Source organism: Thalassospira sp. A3_1, assembly GCF_017744215.1.
Lineage (GTDB): Bacteria > Pseudomonadota > Alphaproteobacteria > Rhodospirillales > Thalassospiraceae > Thalassospira > Thalassospira lucentensis_A.
Genome location: NZ_JAGHQQ010000001.1, coordinates 1,041,296 through 1,062,830, shown reverse-complemented (window position 1 = coordinate 1,062,830; position 21,535 = coordinate 1,041,296). Strand labels below are relative to the sequence as shown.

Sequence of the window (21,535 nt, the reverse complement as noted above, 5' to 3'; positions counted from 1 at the left end):
TAGCGATTTAACCTAAATACGCCAAGTTATTATAACTAAAGGCTGTTTAACTTCTTCTGACGGTAGCGTTCAAACCATTTTGCCATCATCGGAGCCAGAAGGACGATCTCGAAGATGCGGACGATATGGTGGAAAGCAACAAAGCTCGGCTCGACATTGAGTGCCAGTGCAATCAATGACATTTCCGCAACGCCACCAGGGGCAAAGGCAAGCAGGACTGCGATATAATCCAGATCCAGCCAGTCTGAAACAAACCACGCCACACCGCCGGTAAAGGCAAGAATCAGTACTGTGGCGAAAATCGAATAACCTGCAAGGCGCGCGAGGAAGGAAAGTTTAACACCGGCAAAGCGGCTGCCGATGGCGGAACCAAGGATCAGAAGGCTTCCGGCCAGAAGCCATGCCGGCAGATTGCCTTCGACGACACCGGTAACATGCAAAGCCATACTTGCCAGCATGGCTCCGGTCATTTCGGCCGCAGGAACGCCAATTTTGCGGAAGATCAGCACTGTTGTGATTGCGCAAAACGCAGTGATCAATCCTTCGGACAATGTCATCTGGATGGCATTGCTGTCGCCATGTCCGTTGGCGACGACACCCGTGATCAGAAGCACGATTGCGGGAGCCGACATCACCAGAAGCAAAACACGCAAGCCCTGCGTCAGGGCAATTTCCTGTTCATTGCCGCCTGCTGCAGCGCCCAGAACCACCATCGGCGTCAAACCGCCCGGGGTTGCCGAAAATAGGGCCGTTGCGGGATCAAGTTTTGCGACTTTGCTGTAAAACCATGTGACAACAAGAGTGATGATGGGAACATAAAGCAGAACGGCGATCATACTGATTGGCCATCGTGCGGCCTGATCAAGGGTATCGGGGGTGAACGATGCGCCCAGAAATACACCGATCACACCCAGAATGACCGACCGGAATCGCATCGGGATGCCCATGCGGACACGAAGCAGGCTCGCGACGAAGGTCGCCAGCATTGGCCCCATCATCCAGGCCAGCGGCATATTGATGCTATGTGCGATCAATCCGCCAACAAGCCCGATACCAAGTGCAACGAACAGGTTTTTGAAAAATTTCGGGGTGAGGCTGCCGGAAAGGCGGTTGATCCAACTGTCGTTTGCGGGCCTTTCCGGCGGGCTGCTCATTATGCGTCGGCCTTATTCTTGTTAATCTGATCAAGGAAGCCGTCAATCGCGTCACGCAGCCGGGCAGCTTCCGTGTTCAGGGTGTTTGTTGCCCGTGACACATTTTCCGATCCACTGTGAACGCGGGCGGTTTCCGTATCCAGTGCGCCAACGGCATCGGCAACGGTTCGCATGCCACCATTGGCATCATGGATGCTGACAGAAATGCCGTTGGTTGATGCCTGCTGTTCTTCTACCGCCGCGGCGATGGCAGCAGCAGACTGGTCAACTTCGCCGATAACGTTGGCAACCGATTCAAGGGCACTGACAACATTGTCCGTCAGACCGCGGATTTCTTCGACCTGTGCTGAAATATCCTCGGTCGCGCGGGCTGTCTGCGAAGCAAGGTTTTTAACCTCGCCTGCGACAACGGCAAAGCCTTTGCCTGCGTCACCGGCACGTGCCGCCTCGATCGTTGCATTAAGTGCCAGAAGGTTGGTCTGGTTGGCAATGTCTTCGATCAGGGTAACGATATCGCCAATTCGCTGAGTGGCTTCGGTCAGTTGCTCGAAAAGGGCGCGGGAATGTTCGCTTTCATTGCGGGCGCGTCCGGCAACCTCGGCTGATCGCTGGGCCTGTTGGCCAATTTCACCGATGGCTTCTGACAGGCTGGCGGTGGTTTGTGAAACGGCTTCGATATGGTGGAGCACGGTTTCGGAATGGTGGTTGGCATCGGCGGCACGTGCTGTCGCTGATGTCGCGATTTGCTCCATGTCGTTTGCGGACCCGTTAAGAGACCCGAATTCACGGTCAAAGCCGCCAAGGGCCTCCTGCACTGCGCGCTGGAAATTATCGGTTGCTGCAACCAGTTCAAGCTGGCGTTCGCGTTCGATCTTACGGACCCGTTCGCGTTCGTGGCGCAGGGTTTCGGCTTCTTTTGACTGGTCGCGCAGCACTGTTACCGACCGTGCCACGACACCAATTTCATCGCGGCGTTGAACACCGCGGATTTCGATATCAAGATCGCCCTTGGAAATCTGTTCGATCAATTGCGCAAGATCCGTCATCGGGCGCGAAATACGTCGCGAAACAAATACCGATACGATTGCCGCGATAAGGATCACGACAATTGCGACAATCACGAAAACCTTCTGAAGTGTCTCGGCCTGTGCCTGGGCATTGCCAAATGAGGTCGTGGCAACCTCCTGAGACTGCACGAGAATTTTTTGCAACGGTATTTGCAAAGCACGGAATGATTCATCGGCACGCGCAATAACCTCAAGCGCGCCATAGACATTCATCTCGCTTTCGATCAGAAACTGATCGACTTCTGCCATATAGGTGTCATAGGCGGTGGTGAATTCATCACCGCCTACTTCTGCCAGACGTTCAGCAAGCGGGGCCAGTTCAGTAGACAGATTACCGGCCTTTTCGCGAAGTTCGGGAACGGCTGCGGCGTTAATGCCGTTTGAGTCCCACGTTAGAATTCGAAAAAGCGTCCCGTGTGCCTCATTTAATGCATCACTGAGTGTCAGCGCATCGGAACGACGTTCGTAAGCTTCGACGCGAAGGTTGTTCAGCGTTTCCTTCTCGCTTTCCAAGGTTAGAACCGTTGCGATACCCATCGCAATGATCACGGCCATAAGAAAAACAGGAACCAAAAGTGTTTTGGGACCGATTGCCAGATTATCAAGAAAACGCATCGCTTCTGGATCCTTCGCGTCGAAGATTCTTGGTCTTACATTTCGCCGTCATTCGGAACGGCTTTGCGTTTGCGCAGCCATTGACGTGTGTTTCCGACAAGCGGAGCAAGCAGGAAGGCAATGCTGATCAGCAGGATGACCAGCGTGATCGGGCGTTCCCAAAGGAAGGAAATCGAACCGTCGCTGATCATCAATGCGCGACGCAGGTTTTCTTCCATCATCTCGCCAAGGATGAAGCCCAGCAGCATTGGCGCCATCGGATAGTTCAAAAGACGCAGACCAATGGCGATTGCCGCGGCCAGAACCATCAGGTGAATATCCATGGTGTTAAACGTCACCAGATAAACACCGATCAGCGAGAAGAACAGGACGAACGGAACCAGCAACTGCTGGGGTAGTGCCAGCAAACGCGAGATGTACGGGATCAGCGGCAGGTTCAGGACCAGAAGGACGATGTTGCCGATATACATCGAAATGATGACCGACCAGAACACGTCAGGCTGTTCGACAAATAGACGGGGGCCCGGCTGAACACCATAGGAAATCAAAGCACCCATCATGACAGCAGTGGTACCCGAACCCGGGATACCAAGCGTCAGAAGCGGCACGAACGAGCCCGAGCAAGCAGCATTGTTTGCGGTTTCCGGTGCCGTCAGGCCACGGATCGAACCCTTGCCGAACTGAAGTTTTTCCTTGGCACTTGCAAGGTTCCGTTCAAGACCATAGGCGAGGAACGATGCAATCGTTGCGCCTGCACCTGGCAGAACGCCGGTAAAGAATCCAAGTACCGAGGAACGCGCGATGACAGGGGTCATTGTTTTGACCTCGTCTTTCGAGAGCTTCATCGATCCGAGATTCTTCAGTGCTTTCTGTTCGTCACTGCGTGTGTCTTTGGTAGGGCGCAGAATCTGCAAAAGGGCTTCGGACAGGGCAAATGTCGACATGGCGAGTAACAGGAAGCTGATACCGTCAACAAGATCCATGCTGCCAAAGGTAAAGCGCGCAACGCCGGCAGCCGGGTCGGTCCCGATTGTCGACAGCATGATGCCAAACAGCGTCATGGTGATCGCCTTAAGAACCTGGCCCTTTCCGGCAAAGGCCGAGACGGCAGTCAGGCCCAGAACCATCAGTGCAAAGTAATCAGCCGACTGGAAGGACAGCGAAACCGAAGCCAGTGCCGGTGCGGCAACCAGAAGGAAGATGGCAGCGATAGTCCCGCCCGAAAAAGAGGAATAAGCGGCAATGGCAAGTGCTTTACCAGCCTTTCCTTGCTGTGCCATCGGATAGCCGTCAAAAGCTGTGGCGACTGTTCCGGCAACACCCGGTGCGTTAATCAGGATCGATGAGGTCGAGCCACCAAAGATTGCACCGTAATACACACCGGCCATCAGAATCAGGCCGGTCGACGGATCAAATCCGTAGGTGATCGGGATCATCAGCGCAATGGCCGTGATCGGACCGAGGCCGGGCAACATACCGATAAACGTGCCGGCAAAGCAGCCCACAACAACCATCAGAAGGTTGATCGGCATAATAGCGGTCGTCAGACCGGAGAAAATTCCTTCAAGCATTTCTTTCGCCCTAGCCCAGCATTTCGAAGATGTCGCCCGGTGCCAGATAAATCCCCATCAACTGGGACAGCAGGAACCAGAATACGAAGACGACAGGTACGGCTGCACCGATCAGAACCTTGATACGGCGTTCGCCAAGAACGGCAAACCCGCCCATCAGGAAGATGGTGGTCGAGATCAGGAAGCCGAGATAGCGAATGGTCAGGCCATAGAAGATCATCAGTGCGGCAAGCATGATGACCGGTTTCCATTTCATGCCACGGAACGCGGCAAGGAGGCTGCCGGCCTCTCGATTGGCCGGCAGTACCAGTTGTGCGAAGGAAACCACGCCCATCACCCATGCTATGGCATTTGGGAGGGTCCGGGCATTGAACGGGGCATCTTCGTCACCGAACAAAAGCGGGATATCGCCGACATAATAGCCATAGATCAGCGCGAGACACAGAAAGAGCATTGCGCCGAATTTGTCACGATTGATGGACATGGCGTGGTTTCCTTTAGAGATCTTTTTATTGCTGTTCGGAAAGGCTTATTTCAGGAAGCCAAGTTCACGCATCAGGTCGCCGACCATTTTCTCCTGATTTTCCATGAAGGAGGAGAATTCAGCGCGCGGCTTGTAGAACTTTTCCCAGCCGTTACGTTTACGAACGGTTTCCCATTCTTCGGTCGCCTGCAGGTCCTTCAGCAGTTTGGCATAGGCATCTGCCTTTTCAGCCGAAAGAGCCGGGGAACCGAAATAGCCGCGCCAGTTGACGAATTCTGCGTCAATGCCGAGCTCGCCCAGTGACGGGACGTCCGGAGCAGCTTCGATACGGTCGGTCGAGGTAACGGCGAGGATACGAATCTGACCTGCTTTGTGCAGTTCAAGCAGTTCGCCAAGGCCGGTTGAAATGACTTCGGTTTCACCCGACAGAAGACCGGCAATCGCTTTCCCGCCCGCATCGTAGGGAATGTATTTTACCTGTTTGGCATCGCCGCCGCCTTTCTGGACAGCATATGCAGCAACGATATGGTCCATACCACCACGAACCGAGCCGCCACCGAATTTCACTGAGTTCGGATCAGCTTTGATCGCTTCGACAACATCGGTGAAGGATTTGTAGGGGCTGTCGGCTGGAACACCGAAGGCAGCGTATTCCGCGACAACACCGGCAATCGGGGTCAGGTCACGGAAAGACTGCGGGAATACGCCGGTCAGCGAACGGACGATAATCGGGGTCGAGTTGACCATCAGGGTGTTGTCGAGGCGATCAGCTGCTTCGATCATGTATGCAATGGCTTTACCGCCGCCGCCGCCCGAAAGGTTTTCGTAGGACGCGGTGCCAACCAGACCAGCTTTGGTCAGGGCTTCACCGGTACCGCGTGCGGTGCTGTCCCAGCCACCGCCGGCACCACCCGGAACGATGAAGTGAATATCGTTAAATTCCTGTGCTTTGGCATCAAAGGCACCAAAAGCAGCAGTTGAAACGGCAACAGCGGTGGCCGCTGCCAGGAATCCGCGACGCGAAAACATCGTCAGCTTCTTCATTGTGTTGTCTCCTCCAGACACAAAAACCTTCCTGAGCCGCCGAACGGCGGCAGGCCGATCAATTCAGGACAAGGCATCTGCAATGAAGGTCTGGCTGCGCTTGCATTCCGGCGACATGCCGGTACCCCATGACAACAAACAGCTGAAGGCCTCCCTTGCCGATGATCCTTTTTGATTATCCTTAAGCCAGACCAAATGATCTGACGGATCGGCAGCCGCAAGACGGTAACAGGCAAAGCTGTCACCAACCTGTCATTGCACCAAACAGAGTGAAAAAAGTTCACAGCATTTATGATGGTGAGGCAAAGACCGCTGGTGAAAATCATTTACGCCGATAATGTCCGCCCGCAATCAAGTGCATGTTTCTTAAGGAAAAACAGGGCTTCGTCACGTTTAAATTGATTGAACCGGCTAAGCGGTCCTGACAGTGTCAATACACCAAGAAGCCGGTTTTGCCGGTCCAGTACGGGAACGGCGATTGCCGATATGTCCGGGTCACGTTCGCCTTCGCTTTGGGCAAATCCGGCATCAAGAACATCAATCGCACGATCATCAACGCCGTCCCCCCATGCGCGGATCACGTGCCCGGCCGCACCACGGTCACAAGGAAGTATCGCGCCTTCTTCCAGATGATGGCGCAGACTGTTAGGGGAATTTTCGCGAAACAGGCACAAACGGTTTTCGCCTTCGGGCACATAAAAAGATGCGGTTTCCCCACTGGCCAAGACAAGGGCTGTCAGATGCGGGCGCACGACATCATCCATGCGAAATGATCGACGATAAATCGACCCCAGACGCCACAATGCAGGCCCCAGCCGATAGCGCCCGCGTCCCGATATTGCCAGAAACCCCCGCGACTCTAATGTTCCGGCCAGTCGGGTGATGGTGCTTTTATACATGCCCGTGCGTTCCGAAAGATCCTTAAGCGACAGATCGGCATCACGATCAGTAAAGGCATCAAGGATGATCAGGGCGCGTTCAACTGCGCTAACATTCTGTTCTGACATAATAAATTGAATTCCCGTGTGACTGTTCCGCCCCGGATATCGTTATTGGGCATTTTGGGATTGGTCAAAATTCTATATAGTAGAACAAAATTCTACCAGACAGAATTTAAGGAAATGTCATGGATACGACCAAACCACTTGCCGGTATTACCGTTTTGGACCTGACCAACGTTTTGGCTGGTCCGTTTTGCTGCCATCAACTGGCCCATCTGGGGGCGGATGTTATCAAGGTCGAAGCACCGGGGCGCGGCGATCTGGCGCGTCAACTTGGGGCGGATCAGGGGCTGAATGAAAAGCTAATGGGTGTTTCGTTCATGGCACAGAATGCCGGAAAGCGGTCTGTGACGCTGAACCTTAAGGACCCGCGCGGGAAGGAAATCCTTAAAAAGCTGGTCGCGAATGCCGATGTGGTTGTCGAAAATTTCCGACCCGGCGTGATGGATCGGCTTGAGCTTGGCTATGATGTCCTGTCAAAAGTTAACCCTTCGCTGATCTATTGTGCGATTTCAGGCTTCGGGCAGACCGGCCCGATGAAAAAGCTGCCAGCCTACGACCAGATTGTGCAGGGGCTTTCGGGTATTATGACGATCACTGGCGAGGAAGACCGGGAAACCTACCGTGTCGGATACCCGGTCGCGGATACCATTGGCGGTTTGACGGCTGCATACGCAATCACCGCAGCACTCGCCGGACGAGCAATGGGGAGCAACGAAGGTAAAGGCAGTTTCATCGATATTTCGATGCTGGAATCCGTGATTGCGACCATGGGCTGGGTGGTATCGAACTTCCTCATTGCCGGGAAGCAGCCGACTGCAAACGGCAACGACAATTTCACATCCTCGCCATCGGGTACGTTCCGCACACAGGATGGCAAGATCAATATTGCGGCCAACAAACAGGAACAGTTTGAAGCGGTTTGCGATGTTCTGGATTTGCCAGACCTGAAAGTTGACCCGCGTTTTGTAACCCGGACAGAACGCCTGTCGCATCGCCGGGAATTGAGCGATCTGCTTGAAGGTGCGCTCGTCACCCGGACGACAGATCATTGGGTATCCGAATTCAACGCTGTCGGCGTACCCGCCGGGGCGGTCTTGACCGTGCCACAGGTTCTTTCGCTGCCGCAGATTGCCGATCGCGGCATGTTGGCCGACTTTACGGACGTGCCGGGTGCAGAACGCGATATCTGTATTCTTCGTACAGGCATCAAGATGAATGGTGATGCGCCGTCGGTTGATGCGCCGCCACCGGTTCTGGGACAGGATAACGAAACTATTCTGGCCGCCCTTGGCATGTCTGCCGAGGAGGTCGCCACCTTGAAAGCCGAGGGTGTGCTATGAGCGACAAAACTGCAAAAGACATTGAAAACGAAGTCAGCGACTGGTGGAAAACATCCATCATCGATATGGAACCGGGCAAAATCCATTATGGCGGCTACGCCATTCAGGACCTGATTGGCAATATCAGTTTTCCCGGGATGATCTGGCTGATGACGCGCGGTGAGTTGCCATCAAAGGGGCAGGCAGCCTTGCTTGAGGCGGCCCTTGTTGCGGCAGTCGATCACGGTCCGCAGGCACCAAGCATTGCAATCGCGCGGATGGCTGCGACCTGCGGGGTTGGTTTGAATAATGCCATGGCCAGTGCTGTTAACGTATTGGGCGATGTCCATGGTGGGGCGGGTGAACAGGCTGTTGCGCTTTATCATGATATTGCGGCGCGTATGGATGAGGGGCAAAACCTTGTCGATGCGACAGCAGCAGGGCTGGACCATCAGATTGCCGAACATGGCAAACATATTCCGGGATTTGGTCATCGTTTCCATCCGCTTGACCCGCGTGCACCGCGCTTATTGTCGCTTGTTGAAAAGGCGGCTGCCGATGGGATTGTTTCCGGGCATTTTGGACAGATTGCCAGCCAGATAGAAGAAACCCTTCTGGCCCGCAAAGGCAAACGCATCCCGATGAATATCGATGGTGCGACGGCAGTGATATATGCCGAACTAGGATTTGCCGCACCGCTGGCGCGTGGTTTGTTCTGCCTGTCACGGTCGGTTGGGATACTTGCCCATGCGTGGGAGCAAACCAATCAGGGGGGCCGCAACAAGGGACCAATTCCGCGACGTCTGATCTGGAATTATGACGGGCCGGAACGCCGCCCGGTGCCATCAGACCTTAACGGCGATTAAGTAGCGCATCCTGCCAGCGGCTTAAAAACCGCTGGCGTTTTGCCTGATCCAGATAAACCAGAAGCCCCGGCCCTACGGGGAATGACCGGACCCGTTCGCCGTAACGATCAAAAATTAGCGACGAGAACGGGCTGGGCGGGACATCGGGACGGACGGGGTTGAAATTGCCTTCGTCCTGCAGGATGCTCTGGCCTTCAATCGACAGGATATAATCAAGGAACCTGCCACCCAGTTCCGGATTGCGCGCCCCGCGTGGAATGATGGCAATCCGGGAATAAACAACGATGAAATCATCGGGCAGGATTACGCCGAGATTGGGGTTCCGGTGACTGAATGTTTCCGCGTACGATCCCAGCAAATTGTATCCCAGTACGAGCTGGCCATCGGCGATTTTTTCAAGCATTGGCGACGTATTGGAATAGAGCTTTACCTTCGCCTGACCCAACGTGCGGACAAAGTCCCATATCCCGGAAAAGAACCGTTCATCGCGTGCCAGAAACAGGAAGCCAACCCCGCTGCGTTCAATGTCATAGGTTGTGACCTTCTCGCTGAGCAGATCATCGTGATCGTTCAGAAGCCTAATGAAATCGTTACGTGTGCGCGGCGGTTCAAGATTGTTTTCGCGAAAGTATTTGCGGTTATACGCCATTACGGCTGGTTCTTGTGTTACCGCAAATGCTTCGTTGCGCCAGCGGGCCCAGTTTGGCAATGCGCGTGTCTGATCGCTTTGATGCGAAAAGGCATAACCGTCATTCGCGAGCTTCATCTGCAAATCCATTGACGAACTGATCACCAGATCGGCGTTTGGTTCTCCTGCTTCGCGTTCGGCAAGAGTCTGGTGATACATCTCCAGTGTTTGCAGCTGATGATATTCGACGCGGATTTCCGGGTTGCTTTGCTGAAATCCGTCAATGGCGGGGCGAAATGCTTCGATATCGGCCGATCCGTAAATGACGACGGTTCGACTTTCCGACAACAGAAGCTGTTCGGGGTCGCCCGGGGTGGTGTTTTGCAGCGCGGGAAAGATGAAAAGCTCGGCAGATGCCGGCAAAACGCGGAAAATTGCTGCGCAGAAAACTGCAATAATGATAGTACTGCGCAGGTTCATTGATTACAGACCCTCACTTATTGAATTACTCGCAGGCGTGTCGCCGGATAGTGATATTGAGGCTTTTCCGATCCAGCAAAATCTGGAAAATTCATGTTCTTGGGGCAATATGCACCAGACCATTCTGGTTTAACAGGGGACCTGACCCGACACAATGAGAGTCCTTGTTGTAGAAGATCACGCAGCACTTGCTGATGGCATCGCCCGCTCTTTGCAGCAGGCGGGCTATGCGGTTGATGTGATTTCTGATGGTGAAGAGGCCGATGAAATTCTGCGTACCCAGGAATACGGCCTTGTCGTGCTGGACCTTAATCTCCCTCGGATGGATGGTCTCGAAATCCTGCGTCGATTGCGCCATCGCGGATCGGAAAGTGCTGTTCTTATCCTGACGGCACGCAACGATATTGATGACCGTGTTCGAGGGCTTGACCTTGGTGCAGACGATTATCTGGCAAAGCCGTTTGAATTGGTTGAGCTTGAGGCACGCGTGCGTGCCCTGATGCGCCGTCATTCGGGGACGCATAATACCCGGATCACCTGTGGACGCCTGACATATGATACTGTTGCTCGCCGCGCGATGATTGATGGCGAGGATATCGAAATTCCGCGCCGCGAACTGAATATCCTTGAAATTCTGCTTTTGCGGCTTGGGCATGTATTGTCCAAGGAACAGATCACCGACCAGCTTGCCGGGTTCGAGGACGACATCAGTGCAAATGCGGTAGAACTTTACATCAGTCGATTGCGTAAACGTGTCGAAACGGCAGATATCAAAATCCAGACTGTCCGCGGTCTTGGTTACCTGTTGAAAAAAACATGAAATGGCGCAACGCATCCCTTCGCCGGCGCTTGCTGATCTGGCTTTTAATCCCGCTGCTTTTGATCAGTTCACTGATGCTGTTCGAGGTCCGCAGCAACGCGGTGCATTCTGCCAATCAGGCCTTTGACCGTGCGCTTCTGAGTTCCGCGCTTGCGATTGCGGATCGTGTGGTCCTGATAGGTGGGCAGATTGAGGTCGACGTACCTTATGTCGCGCTCGAGATGCTGACCAGTTCTGCGCAGGATCGGGTCTTCTATCAGGTCAGTACAGCACAGGGCGAATTCATTACCGGTTACGAAGAACTGCCACCGGTTCCCGAAGAACTGATGCCGCTTCTGGAAGAGCCGGTGTTTTATGATGCGGAATATAACGGCGAACGGGTGCGGATTGGCGCGTTGTCGCGTTATGTGGCCAGCGCAAGAATGGCGACACGTTTTCACGTTTTGGTCGCCGAAACCACGGGAACACGCGAAAGCCTGAGCGAAGATATTCTGGCCCGTGCGGCAGTCCGGCAATTTGGCCTTATCCTGATTGCAGCCCTTATTGTCTGGTTCGGGATCGGGCAGGGGCTTAAACCGTTGGCGCGACTGGAAGAAGCCCTTAACCGCAGGTCACCCTCGGACCTGAGACCCATTCTGCATGATGTCCCGACCGAAGTGCGCCATCTTGTCGGCGCGATCAACCATTTGCTGAAACGCTTGGAAAATACGCTTTCGACCATGCAGCGGTTTACCGCAGATGCCGCACATCAGCTGCGCACTCCATTGGCTGCGTTGCGTACCCAGGCAGAGTTGGGACTGCGTGAAAAGGATCCGGAAAAGCTGCATGATGTCATGGAAAAGCTTGCAGCATCGACGCGTCAGACTTCTCATCTTGCCAACCAGTTGCTGACATCCGCGCGGTCCGCACCCGAAGGTTTGGCCGGACGTCCCTTTGCCCGTATTGACCTGGGCGAGATCACCCGGACGGTTACGGGCAGCAAGGTCCCCGCTGCGATAGAGCGCGGTATTGATCTTGGCTATGAGGGGCTGGACGGAGAGGCTTTGATCATGGGGGATGCGACCCTGATCGAGGAATTGCTGAAGAACCTGATCCACAATGCGCTGACCTATTGCCCCGAAGGCAGTTCCGTTACCGTGCGATTAATACCCGAGGCTGACAATACATCATTCGTCAAACTGGTGGTCGAAGATGACGGGCCGGGTATTGCGCTTGAACATCGCAAACATGTGTTCGAACGCTTTTATCGTGTGTCGGATGGTGGGGAAGACGGATGCGGCCTTGGCCTCTCGATCGTGCGCGAAATCGCATTGCGCCACGATACACGCATTCGGCTTGATGAGCCGGAAGATCACAGTGGTGCGATTTTCTCGGTGCGTTTCCGATTGGCACCAAATCAAGCGTAATTGCGTTAACGGCGAAGGGCGGGAATTGTCGAAAGCACGGTTTTCATCAATTGTGGTTGCCGGTTCACGCCGGTCTTTGAAAATACGGTTTTCAGATACGTTCGTGCCGAGCTTAGTGAAATTCCAACCAGTTCTGCTGCCTGTTCAAGAGACATGCCCTCGGCAAGCTTTTGTGTCAGCTTGGCCTCGGACCGGGTCAGGCCAAAAATATCAATCAGGTCATCAATCGTTGGCGGCCCCATTCTTTCGGGTTCGACCAGTATGAAGACGAAGCTGTCCGGAAGGGTGCCACCATTGCGGACCCGGCGCAGGAAAACCGACAATGCCCCCTGTTCGTGATCAATCGAAAATCCGCGCTGCATCGGCGGAACACGACCCGCAGGGGGATGCAAAAAACGTTCGAGATCATCAGGCACCTTGTCGATCAGAAGCCGGTTATCAGGACTGACCTGTAATGACGCTGACCGGCGCAAAATTTCGGCGGCTTGCGCATTCATGTGTGAAACCGTAAGCCGGTCATCGGTTGCAATAAGCCCCAGATGGAAAAGATCGAGAAACGCTGCAGGGATTGTATCGCGGCTTTCACCGTGCCTGCGCGCGATCTCGGTTTCGATACCATCAAGAATTGTTTTTAAGGCGGTGGGTTTTGGATAGAAACGAAAGACTCCGAACTCGTTGACGGCTGTAAGGGCTGATTGAAGGTCGGCATAACCCGTCAGCATCACAATGATCAGGTCGCCCCGCAGATTTCGAAGCTTTTCTGCCAGTTCAAGACCGGTCATGACTGGCATGTGGATGTCCAGAATGGCGGCTGTTACATTCGGGGTACTGGAAATCTCGGTCAGTGCGGTTCGCGGATCACCGAAATACAGCCCCTGCCAATGCGGCGCGAGGTTTGCGAAATTTCGCCGATGCGATGACAGCAGGTTTTCATCGTCATCTACAAACGCAATGCAGACAGGGCGGTCTGACGCCATTGTCATTCACACTCCACATATGGGGATGTTGGTTCGTCTATCCTGACATTATTCTTCGGTATATCAAATCCTGTATGAATTGGTGGCTGTAAAATCAGCTTTCGGGTGATGCAGGTTGGTTTTTACCGGAGTTGTCCCTGATGCGTGTTGCGACAATCGACCTGCCTACCGTTATGATGGTGGATGATGACGAAAACCTTTTGGCTTCGGTATGTCGTTCCCTGTCGGGGAGTTTTAATTTAGTCAAATATATCAATGGCGAGGCAGCTCTTGAATGGTTGTCAAAAAACCGTTCCGGGGTGCAGGTCATTGTTGCCGATCTGGTAATGCCGACCATCGATGGCATTAATTTCCTGAAACGTGCCTGTCATTGTGCTCCGGATGTGCCGCGGATTTTACTGACGGGAAATGTTTCGGCGGTATCACTGCGCGAAGCAAAAGAGCATGCAAAAGTCAGTCAGATTCTGACAAAGCCCATTTCGTCCATGGCCCTCAAAGAAGTCCTGGCCCGTACGATCGGAGACCGGTGTAAAGAAGGCCATATTGAAAATGTGATGCCCGATATCGTGAATGCAGCGATTGATAGGTATGATTTTACCACTGTGATTCAGCCCCGCGTCCGCACCAGCGATTTTATGAGAACAGGTGGCGAAGTTCTTTGCCGAATGCCTGATTTGCAAAAACGGTTTGATATTGGACAGATATTCGAAGGTTGCCGAAACCGCCCGGTGATGAACCGTCTGACGATGCATATTATGGAGACGATGATTGATCTGGCACCGCTTTATCGCGAAGCGCTGGGACCAAGTGCCAGAATATCAATGAACGTCGATCCCTGTTTGGTCAGCAACAACCGATTTGTTTGCTCGGTGTCGGATTTCATCGATGAAATGCAGGAATCTGGTCTCGAGATCGAGCTTGAAATTAATGAAAAGCAGTTGAACGTGATGGACGAAAACTTTGCGAAAAATGCAAAGTTTCTGGCCCGGCGCGGGACGCGGTTATTCATTGACGGCTTTGGGGCAGATAAAGGGGCATTCGAGTTGTTGCGGAACGAATATTTTGCCGGTGTTAAACTTGATCAGGGTCTGATTGGCCGGATGATGGGTAACCGGAGTGACGACGCGTTTGTTTCATGGATTGTTCAGATATGTCGGCAGATCGGCTACTCGGTCATTGCTGTCGGTGTTGAAAACGAGGCCACAGCCCTTTGCCTGCGCGAATATGGGGTAGAAGAATTGCAGGGATATCTTTTTGGTATGCCACAACCGCTTGAAGAATTTGTGCCAGGCAAGATTGCGATATGAACAAGTGTGGCACTACAAATGGTTGACCAGTTTTTTCAAGATCGATCATTGTTTTGCTACCACGCCGTGACCAATGTTTAAACCAGTCTCGGAGTACAATTACGATGATGAAAACGATCACTAAATTCGCCATGACCATAGGCACGATCATTGTCTTTACGGTTGGAAATGCTCATGCAGCAAGTGAATTGAGGCTCTCAACTACCGGCGGTGAAACCACGACGGTGTCATTTGAAGAACTGAGCAAGCTCCCCGACACCGAGTTTTATACTTCGACCCCGTGGACTGACGGTGTTCAGAAATTCCGGGGTGTTGATTTCGATGTTCTGCTTGATACCTATGGCATCACGGCAGATACAGTACGTGTGTCCGCATTGAATGATTACAGCGTGATGATTCCGGCCAGTGTGCTTCGGGATGACAACGCCATTCTGGTTTATCTGCAGAATGATGCAGAAATGTCGGTGCGCGACAAAGGCCCGTTCTGGGTTGTTTTCCCCTATGACAGTGATGTTCGTTTCCAGACTGACACCTACTGGTCTTATTCCGTCTGGCAAGTGAAGTCGATTGATGGGCAAAACTAGACATTTTCTGTCAAAAATCTCGAGTGGGGTCATTTTCTCGATACTGGCCCTGTTCATTGTCCTTTACGGCGTCTTTTCGACTGCGATTGTGCGGCAGCTCGACGACGAAAAATTTGCGTATCGTGAAAATTTTGCATGGGCGGTTTTTCAGATTCAGCGCCAGTTTCTGGAAATTGAGCGATATATCGAATACGCCCGGGTACAGAATGAAATCGCCAAAGAGGATTTCGAACAGGTTCTTCTGGAATATGAAATCCTTGTAAGCCGCACTTTGCTTGTCAAACAGGGTGAGGGTTTTCAGGTTCTTCTACAAATTCCTGAAGTGACAAGTTTGCTAGCGATACTTGATGAAAAGATCGCTCGCATTGATGCGATGATCGCAAAGACATCGAACCCATCTGTTGTATTGAATTTCATTCACGACGAACTTGAAACTATCGACGATCCTTTACAGCAAGCAGTGGTTCGCACGACCAACTTTGTGTCAGTCTATAATGCCAGCAACATTGCCAGCGTGAAGACCGACATACAAATCCTGTCCTATCTGTTCTTTTCCGGCATGATCGTGATGATTGGTCTTGCGGTCTTTGTCATTCGTCACCGTCAGCGTGCCTTTGCCGCAGATGTCGATGCGCGACGTGCCCGTCAGGAACAGGAAGTCATCGAAGAGGCTGCCGATTATGCCAAAATGCATGCATTGGGTACATTGGCAGGCGGCGTTGCCCATGAAATCAATACACCGGCCCAATACATTCAGAACAATCTTGAATTCCTGTCTGACAGTTTTGACGAGGTGGTTAAGGCAATCCGGACCGTTGATGCAGATGGAACCGCCCGTCTTGAACTTGATCGGAACCGCATCGACTTCATGATTGAAGAAATCCCGCTGGCAATCAGGGAAAGTATTCAGGGCCTTGACCGGATTGCGGAGATTGTTCGGGGTATACGGAAGTTTGCCCATCCGACGACGGATTCTGTCGAACGGATTTCCATTGCCGAGGAAATCGAAACGGCGATAACCCTGACGCGCAACCAGGTCAAACACGTCGCTGAACTTGAACAAAGTTATGTGACAGATGTCAGGGAAGTCGAAGGCCGGCGGAACCATCTGTCGCAGGCGTTGATCAACCTGATCGTCAATGCATCGCAGGCAATCCGGGAATCAGGAAAACGGCCCGGCAAAATATGGCTGGATGTTGCCTCGGATACCACGGATGTCTTGATTCGTTTACGTGACAATGGCGGTGGCGTGCCCGAAGAACTGCGTGACCGTATTTTCGATTATTTCTTTACCACCAAGGAACGCGGGGTTGGCACGGGTCAAGGCCTGCCGATTTGTCGCAAGCTGATCCAGGATGATTTCAATGGCGATCTGACCCTATCCGAAACCAGCGGCGAGGGGGCCGAATTTATTATCCGTATTCCGAAACCGGGCAGCCGGCAGGCGGACGATGATCAACGTCGGGATCGCGCTGCAATCGATGAAATCTATGACATTCGGTCCTGATGGGATATTGCGACGCCGAGCCCTATGGAAATCATCTCCTGTTCCTGTCGGATCGCTGTCGCACGGCGATATGAGGATCATATTGCCACGGGGAGGCTGTCGCGCAGTGACGCACAATGTTGTTCCCACGAGGCCCATTTCTGTTGGGCATTGCAACGGGCAATGAAACTTGCGGCGCGGTCATATTTGGATGTGCGATCATCGCTGTCCCGACCAAACTTTCGGGCAAAATGCTGTGCGGCATAGACAATCAGCAAAGATCTGGAATTCTGCGTTGGTGCAGCTTCCGGGCGATGATGAAAAGCAATGTCTTCGATAACCTCGTGCTTGAAGCCCCAAAGGGCTGCGAGGCAGGCCGAAACACCGGGATGAGAAACACCGATTGAACCGACTTCTGCTGAGATGATGTCGCAGTGATCCCGATCTGCATGATCACGACTTGCCGCAACCTTTTCCGGGATCACCTGTTCCATGATGTTTAGTCCGACATGACAAAGGATTGCCGCGGCGCGGACAATATCGATAGTTTCGTGAGACAGGCCGTCGAGACGGGCGATCTCGGCAGACATCTGGCCAAGAACGAGGCTGCGATGAATGGCCTGTTCTATATTGTCCAAGGTGAATCCGGTCTGCTGGCCATGTACGGCCCATATGACACATAATGCCTTGACGCTTTCCGGTCCGAACAGGTCGATCAGGGTAACCAAATCGGGCGTATCCGTTGGCAGGATAAGTTTTTCACGGCGTGCAAGTTCATGGGCAAGGTCGATAAAACCGGGTTTGTCGCGGCTGAATTCCAGCAATTCTTTCTCGCTGCTTTGTCCCTTGTGTTGCAGGATCGTATGCAGCCTTTGAAAAACCGGCGGCCAGAGAAGTGTGGCCGACATGCGATACAGGATATCGATCAGCAGAGGATCACGCAGATAGTTGCGCAGGATCAGACCGCGTTCAATGGCGTGGATGACATCCTGATCGCTGCACGGTTTCATCAGAAAATGATGGGTTGCCGCACTGCCGGACTGGATGGCCTTTTCATCGGAATAACCCGAAAGCAGGATGCGGGCCGTATCAGGATATTTTCGTGCTACGGTGCGCAGCAATTCAGCCCCGTCCATTTCGGGCATCCGCATGTCCGAAACAATGACATCAGCCCCTTGCAGGTCAAGATTCTTAAGGGCTTCGGCGCCACTGGTGCAAAAACGCAGTTTCCAATCGGGCCGTTTTGACATGATGCGGCGACGCAATCCGTTAAGCACATTGGGATCGTCATCAACGAAGAGGACTGAAACGTTTTCTGGCATCCCGGCATCCTTTTCGGGAAAGGTCGGCTGATGGCTGCCTTCAGGCTGACAGCGTTGCAGGATTTTGACAATACAAATGCCTTACCTGCCAAGACGGATTCTGGATCACAAAGCAGGTCAATATGATCATGCAGGTGTAGCGTGCCAGAGATTCATCCGCGGGGAGATAAACAAAAAAGGGCTGCCGATGAAGGCAGCCCAGAGTCGTTGAAAGCGAAGAGTGGAAGATCATTGCGTTGGGGTGAGCAGGATCAGAATTCGACACCGATCTTGCTATCTACCGAGTATTTGCCACCGCCACGGATCAGGATCGAAAGCGCCATCAGGCCCCAGAAAAGAGGCATTTCAAACCCGGCATTGTTCCACGCATAACCGTTTGGCAGGTGAATGGTAAAGGCAACCGCCATGAAGGCAATTACAGCAGCAGCCACCGGGCGGGTCAGCAGACCGATGGTCAGCATTAGACCACCGACGAATTCCAGAAGCCCGATCAGCAGTGCAAAAAGCAGACCCGGTGCAAAGCCGATGCTTTCAAGCCAGCCAGCGGTGCCTTCAAGGCCATAGCCGCCAAAGGCACCAAACAGTTTCTGGGCACCGTGCGGCATCAGAAGAAGGCCGGTGGTGACGCGAACGATCACGGGTGACAGGGGTTCAAGTGCCGCCCAAAGATTGCCAAGGGCCGGGATGACCGTACGCGGTTTGGTGTTTGCAAGAGATGACATATTCATTCTCCATCGAAAAGTCGGACCAGAAGACCGGTTCAGGCGACCATGTCAAAAACAAGGGCTTCAGCTTCGGTTGCGTCGCTGAAAATCAGTTCGTCTTCGTCCCGGATGGCGGCACCATCGCCGGCCTTCAGGGTTTCGCCATTCACGCTCAGCATGCCGCGCGCTACCTGAACCCACGCAATTCGGCCCGGTTCGATTTTATGGGATGCTGTTTCACCTTCACCCAGATGGGCAACGTAAAGATCAACATCCTGATGAATGGTGATCGATCCATCCCGGCCGGTGCGGCTGCCGATCAGTGACAGGCCCGAACCCGTATCGGAACGTGCGATTTCCTTTTCCTCGTAACCCGGTTCGAGGTTCGCTGCTTCTGGAATGACCCAAATCTGCAGGAAGTGCACCGGGTTTTCTTTCGAATGGTTGTATTCCGAATGGCGAATGCCCGTACCGGCCGTCATGCGCTGCAGGCGGCCCGGGCGGATAACGGAACCTGTGCCAAGGCTGTCTTTGTGTTCAAGCGCGCCATCAAGCACATAGGAAATGATTTCCATATCCTTGTGGCCGTGAGTGTCAAAACCGGCACCGGGGATAACCCGGTCTTCGTTAATCACGCGCAGCGGGCCCCAACCCATCCGTTTCGGATCGTAATAGTGACCGAAGGAAAAAGTGTGATGGGAGTCAAGCCAGCCAAACTGGGCGCGGCCACGGTCTGCGGATTCGATCTTGGTAATCATGTTGGTCTCCATCGCTGGGGTGTCGTTTGTTGGAGCCAGAATACGCTTTTCGCAAAAAGTGACAATTATCGTAATAATGTGCATACTGTCGCATAATTGGCGACAATAAAACAGATATAGGCATGGCGGAGCCCCCCGGATGGACAAGCTTGGAAGCTTGCAAACCTTTGTAAAAGTTGTTGATGAAGGCAGTTTTGCCGCAGCGGCACGTGCGATTGGTCAATCACGATCCCAGGTTAATCGGGCGGTCATTGCGCTTGAGGAAGATTTGGGGGTGCAGCTTCTGAACCGCACGACGCGCCAGGTCGCCGTCACGCCAAGCGGCCGGGCTTTTTATGACCGGGCCAAGGCGGTTCTTGCCGATTTGCATGAAGCAGAAGAAGCCATTCGCGAAAACCGCGAAACGCCGTCGGGCGATATGCGCATCAATGCGCCGATGTCGTTTGGCACGCTGCATCTGGGGCCAGCACTGGTTGACTTTGCACGGCAATACCCTGACATCCGGGTTGAACTTGCCCTATCGGACCGTTTTATCGACCCGGTCGCGGACGGGTATGACATGACAGTGCGGATCAGCCAGCCCAGTGAAACACTGGCACTGATTGATCATGAAATCATTCCGATGAACCGGGTTTTGTGTGCTTCGCCGGACTTCATCCGAAAGCATGGCGAACCGGAATCTCCGCGTGATCTTGCGACTTTGCCATGTTTGCATTACGGCAGCCTGCCAGCCGGTTCGAGCTGGAAGATGACCGGACCGGACGGGCCGGTTTCCGTGCAGGTGAATGGCGTTTTCTGCTGCAACAATGCCGAAGTTCTGCGCGATGCGGCGCTCGCCGATCTTGGCCTGGTATTATTGCCAACCTTCATTGCCGGGCCGGATTTGCAAAGTGGCAATCTGGTCAGTGTTTTGTGTGATTACAGCCCGCCGGAACTGTTTCTGTATCTGCTTTATCCGCCCAGCCGACAATTATCGGCACGTATCCGGCTTTTGGTCGATTTTATTTATGACCGTTTTGGCGGTCAGCCCCACTGGGATCTGGTGCAATAAAGAGGGGGCGGGAAATCCGAACCCTTGCAGTCCACGTACCAGATATTAGGTTTTGATCAGGCTCTGGTGATACATGGATATGACGAGTTTTGGCATGCCGACCCTGATGATGGTGTCACATGGTAACAGCGGCAATGGCGGCGATCCTGCGGCGGCGCTGGCGGATGCCGTGCGTGATCATTGGGCCGGGCCGGTACGCCATGGCTATATGCGCAGTACACCGTCGGTTCCCGATCAACTGGCAAAGCTGAAGCGCGATCACGAAGCAGACGATCTGATCGTCTTTCCGTTGTTTTTCAGCGAAGGTTATCTGGTTTTTGAGGAACTGCCGCGCAATTTGCGCGATGCCGGACTTGATCGTGCGGTTGTCCTGCCGCCTGCAATCAACCTGCCGGGTTTTACGGCCATGGTTGCCCGCCATGTTCAGGCCGCCATGTCGCGGCGTGGCTGGGATGGATCGGAAACATCGGTATTTCTGGTGCCGCATGGTCTGAAAACCCTGACCGAGCCACTGCCGGAAACCGTCAGATTTGCCCGTGAACTTGGTGGTTTCTGCGCCGGAAGCGAGATTTGCATTGGCAATATCGAAGGTGATCCGTCACTGCGGGACTGGCGAACAATCGGGTCGCGCAAGCATGCGCTGATTGTGCCGATGCTCGCAGGCGGTGGCATGCATGCCTGTACGGATTTACCGGAAATGATTGCGGCACAACCGGGCGAGACGATTGAAATACTCGCTCCGATTGGGGAATGGGCGGAATTGCCTGATCTGATTTTGGCGGAGGCAGCAAGGTTTGTGCGCCATAGGCCTGATCGGTCAAAGGGGCTGCATCGCCCGATTGCCAAGAGCCGGATCGAGAACGGCGCAGGTCTGATTTAAGGTGATGC

Annotated in this window: 20 protein-coding genes; 9 read left to right on the top strand and 11 right to left on the bottom strand. The window is 53.5% G+C overall.

Annotated elements, in window-relative coordinates; genetic code table 11:
* Positions 1-35: 35 nt before the first annotated feature.
* The 6 genes from J7395_RS04710 to J7395_RS04685 all read right to left on the bottom strand — a co-directional run bounded on the left by J7395_RS04710 (position 36) and on the right by J7395_RS04685 (position 6,942).
* Entirely contained in the window at positions 36-1,154 is a 1,119-nt protein-coding gene (locus tag J7395_RS04710) for an AbrB family transcriptional regulator (RefSeq protein WP_209220683.1), read from the bottom strand.
* Positions 1,154-2,836: a methyl-accepting chemotaxis protein gene (locus tag J7395_RS04705; protein WP_097051774.1), complete on the bottom strand. Its 1,683-nt coding sequence runs from the start codon at positions 2,834-2,836 to the stop codon at positions 1,154-1,156. Before J7395_RS04705 ends, J7395_RS04710 begins: the two co-directional genes overlap by 1 nt.
* 35 nt (positions 2,837-2,871) lie before the next feature.
* Positions 2,872-4,407 (bottom strand): tripartite tricarboxylate transporter permease, encoded by a 1,536-nt coding sequence (locus J7395_RS04700; RefSeq protein ID WP_062950279.1) that lies wholly within the window; start codon positions 4,405-4,407, stop codon positions 2,872-2,874.
* A gap of 10 nt (positions 4,408-4,417) precedes the next feature.
* Positions 4,418-4,891 (bottom strand): tripartite tricarboxylate transporter TctB family protein, encoded by a 474-nt coding sequence (locus J7395_RS04695; protein ID WP_062950281.1) that lies wholly within the window; start codon positions 4,889-4,891, stop codon positions 4,418-4,420.
* 45 nt (positions 4,892-4,936) lie between these two features.
* Complete coding sequence (locus J7395_RS04690; protein ID WP_062950283.1) at positions 4,937-5,935, bottom strand: tripartite tricarboxylate transporter substrate-binding protein; 999 nt, start codon at positions 5,933-5,935, stop codon at positions 4,937-4,939.
* 326 nt (positions 5,936-6,261) lie between these two features.
* A complete protein-coding gene (locus tag J7395_RS04685; protein ID WP_209220682.1) occupies positions 6,262-6,942 on the bottom strand; it encodes an IclR family transcriptional regulator in 681 nt (226 codons plus the stop codon).
* Between the two features lie 119 nt (positions 6,943-7,061).
* Here J7395_RS04685 and J7395_RS04680 point away from each other — a divergent pair, with 119 nt between their 5' ends.
* Positions 7,062-8,279 (top strand): CaiB/BaiF CoA-transferase family protein, encoded by a 1,218-nt coding sequence (locus J7395_RS04680; protein ID WP_209220681.1) that lies wholly within the window; start codon positions 7,062-7,064, stop codon positions 8,277-8,279.
* Positions 8,276-9,124, top strand: coding sequence for a citryl-CoA lyase (locus tag J7395_RS04675; protein ID WP_209220680.1), 849 nt, complete (start codon positions 8,276-8,278; stop codon positions 9,122-9,124). Before J7395_RS04680 ends, J7395_RS04675 begins: the two co-directional genes overlap by 4 nt.
* Here J7395_RS04675 and J7395_RS04670 read toward each other — a convergent pair.
* Complete coding sequence (locus J7395_RS04670; RefSeq protein ID WP_062950291.1) at positions 9,111-10,232, bottom strand: ABC transporter substrate-binding protein; 1,122 nt, start codon at positions 10,230-10,232, stop codon at positions 9,111-9,113. The two genes, J7395_RS04675 and J7395_RS04670, sit on opposite strands and share 14 nt — an antisense overlap.
* A gap of 154 nt (positions 10,233-10,386) precedes the next feature.
* Between J7395_RS04670 and J7395_RS04665 the strand changes: the two genes are divergently transcribed.
* Both J7395_RS04665 and J7395_RS04660 read left to right on the top strand, forming a co-directional pair.
* Positions 10,387-11,052: a response regulator transcription factor gene (locus J7395_RS04665; RefSeq protein ID WP_062950293.1), complete on the top strand. Its 666-nt coding sequence runs from the start codon at positions 10,387-10,389 to the stop codon at positions 11,050-11,052.
* Positions 11,049-12,458 (top strand): sensor histidine kinase, encoded by a 1,410-nt coding sequence (locus J7395_RS04660; RefSeq protein ID WP_114109315.1) that lies wholly within the window; start codon positions 11,049-11,051, stop codon positions 12,456-12,458. Before J7395_RS04665 ends, J7395_RS04660 begins: the two co-directional genes overlap by 4 nt.
* Positions 12,459-12,463: 5 nt before the next feature.
* Here the strand turns inward: J7395_RS04660 and J7395_RS04655 are convergent, their stop codons facing one another.
* On the bottom strand, positions 12,464-13,441 hold the full coding sequence (locus J7395_RS04655) for a response regulator (RefSeq protein ID WP_247741957.1): 978 nt from the start codon (positions 13,439-13,441) through the stop codon (positions 12,464-12,466).
* Between the two features lie 134 nt (positions 13,442-13,575).
* Between J7395_RS04655 and J7395_RS04650 the strand changes: the two genes are divergently transcribed.
* The 3 genes from J7395_RS04650 (at position 13,576) to J7395_RS04640 (ending at position 16,833) form a co-directional block, all read left to right on the top strand.
* Positions 13,576-14,742: an EAL domain-containing response regulator gene (locus tag J7395_RS04650; RefSeq protein ID WP_209220679.1), complete on the top strand. Its 1,167-nt coding sequence runs from the start codon at positions 13,576-13,578 to the stop codon at positions 14,740-14,742.
* A gap of 104 nt (positions 14,743-14,846) precedes the next feature.
* Positions 14,847-15,326: a hypothetical protein gene (locus J7395_RS04645; RefSeq protein ID WP_209220678.1), complete on the top strand. Its 480-nt coding sequence runs from the start codon at positions 14,847-14,849 to the stop codon at positions 15,324-15,326.
* Complete coding sequence (locus J7395_RS04640) at positions 15,313-16,833, top strand: ATP-binding protein (RefSeq protein ID WP_114109317.1); 1,521 nt, start codon at positions 15,313-15,315, stop codon at positions 16,831-16,833. Before J7395_RS04645 ends, J7395_RS04640 begins: the two co-directional genes overlap by 14 nt.
* Before the next feature lie 77 nt (positions 16,834-16,910).
* Here the strand turns inward: J7395_RS04640 and J7395_RS04635 are convergent, their stop codons facing one another.
* The 3 genes from J7395_RS04635 to J7395_RS04625 form a co-directional block, all read right to left on the bottom strand.
* Positions 16,911-18,134, bottom strand: coding sequence for a response regulator (locus J7395_RS04635; RefSeq protein ID WP_209220677.1), 1,224 nt, complete (start codon positions 18,132-18,134; stop codon positions 16,911-16,913).
* A 251-nt stretch (positions 18,135-18,385) separates the two neighbouring features.
* On the bottom strand, positions 18,386-18,856 hold the full coding sequence (locus J7395_RS04630; RefSeq protein WP_209220676.1) for a DoxX family protein: 471 nt from the start codon (positions 18,854-18,856) through the stop codon (positions 18,386-18,388).
* Positions 18,857-18,894: 38 nt separating this feature from the next.
* Positions 18,895-19,596, bottom strand: coding sequence for a pirin family protein (locus J7395_RS04625; RefSeq protein ID WP_062960472.1), 702 nt, complete (start codon positions 19,594-19,596; stop codon positions 18,895-18,897).
* A gap of 139 nt (positions 19,597-19,735) precedes the next feature.
* Here J7395_RS04625 and J7395_RS04620 point away from each other — a divergent pair, with 139 nt between their 5' ends.
* Entirely contained in the window at positions 19,736-20,647 is a 912-nt protein-coding gene (locus tag J7395_RS04620) for a LysR family transcriptional regulator (RefSeq protein ID WP_209220675.1), read from the top strand.
* Between the two features lie 79 nt (positions 20,648-20,726).
* A complete protein-coding gene (locus J7395_RS04615; protein ID WP_209220674.1) occupies positions 20,727-21,527 on the top strand; it encodes a CbiX/SirB N-terminal domain-containing protein in 801 nt (266 codons plus the stop codon).
* Positions 21,528-21,535 lie beyond the last annotated feature (8 nt).

Excerpts from the sequence above, each read along its gene's own strand:
- J7395_RS04710 (WP_209220683.1), bottom strand. The coding sequence starts at position 1,154 with ATGAGCAGCCCGCCGGAAAGGCCCGCAAACGACAGTTGGATCAACCGC.
- J7395_RS04705 (WP_097051774.1), bottom strand. The coding sequence starts at position 2,836 with ATGCGTTTTCTTGATAATCTGGCAATCGGTCCCAAAACACTTTTGGTT.
- J7395_RS04700 (WP_062950279.1), bottom strand. The coding sequence starts at position 4,407 with ATGCTTGAAGGAATTTTCTCCGGTCTGACGACCGCTATTATGCCGATC.
- J7395_RS04695 (WP_062950281.1), bottom strand. The coding sequence starts at position 4,891 with ATGTCCATCAATCGTGACAAATTCGGCGCAATGCTCTTTCTGTGTCTC.
- J7395_RS04690 (WP_062950283.1), bottom strand. The coding sequence starts at position 5,935 with ATGAAGAAGCTGACGATGTTTTCGCGTCGCGGATTCCTGGCAGCGGCC.
- J7395_RS04685 (WP_209220682.1), bottom strand. The coding sequence starts at position 6,942 with ATGTCAGAACAGAATGTTAGCGCAGTTGAACGCGCCCTGATCATCCTT.
- J7395_RS04680 (WP_209220681.1), top strand. The coding sequence starts at position 7,062 with ATGGATACGACCAAACCACTTGCCGGTATTACCGTTTTGGACCTGACC.
- J7395_RS04675 (WP_209220680.1), top strand. The coding sequence starts at position 8,276 with ATGAGCGACAAAACTGCAAAAGACATTGAAAACGAAGTCAGCGACTGG.
- J7395_RS04670 (WP_062950291.1), bottom strand. The coding sequence starts at position 10,232 with ATGAACCTGCGCAGTACTATCATTATTGCAGTTTTCTGCGCAGCAATT.
- J7395_RS04665 (WP_062950293.1), top strand. The coding sequence starts at position 10,387 with ATGAGAGTCCTTGTTGTAGAAGATCACGCAGCACTTGCTGATGGCATC.
- J7395_RS04660 (WP_114109315.1), top strand. The coding sequence starts at position 11,049 with ATGAAATGGCGCAACGCATCCCTTCGCCGGCGCTTGCTGATCTGGCTT.
- J7395_RS04655 (WP_247741957.1), bottom strand. The coding sequence starts at position 13,441 with ATGACAATGGCGTCAGACCGCCCTGTCTGCATTGCGTTTGTAGATGAC.
- J7395_RS04650 (WP_209220679.1), top strand. The coding sequence starts at position 13,576 with ATGCGTGTTGCGACAATCGACCTGCCTACCGTTATGATGGTGGATGAT.
- J7395_RS04645 (WP_209220678.1), top strand. The coding sequence starts at position 14,847 with ATGATGAAAACGATCACTAAATTCGCCATGACCATAGGCACGATCATT.
- J7395_RS04640 (WP_114109317.1), top strand. The coding sequence starts at position 15,313 with ATGGGCAAAACTAGACATTTTCTGTCAAAAATCTCGAGTGGGGTCATT.
- J7395_RS04635 (WP_209220677.1), bottom strand. The coding sequence starts at position 18,134 with ATGCCAGAAAACGTTTCAGTCCTCTTCGTTGATGACGATCCCAATGTG.
- J7395_RS04630 (WP_209220676.1), bottom strand. The coding sequence starts at position 18,856 with ATGTCATCTCTTGCAAACACCAAACCGCGTACGGTCATCCCGGCCCTT.
- J7395_RS04625 (WP_062960472.1), bottom strand. The coding sequence starts at position 19,596 with ATGATTACCAAGATCGAATCCGCAGACCGTGGCCGCGCCCAGTTTGGC.
- J7395_RS04620 (WP_209220675.1), top strand. The coding sequence starts at position 19,736 with ATGGACAAGCTTGGAAGCTTGCAAACCTTTGTAAAAGTTGTTGATGAA.
- J7395_RS04615 (WP_209220674.1), top strand. The coding sequence starts at position 20,727 with ATGACGAGTTTTGGCATGCCGACCCTGATGATGGTGTCACATGGTAAC.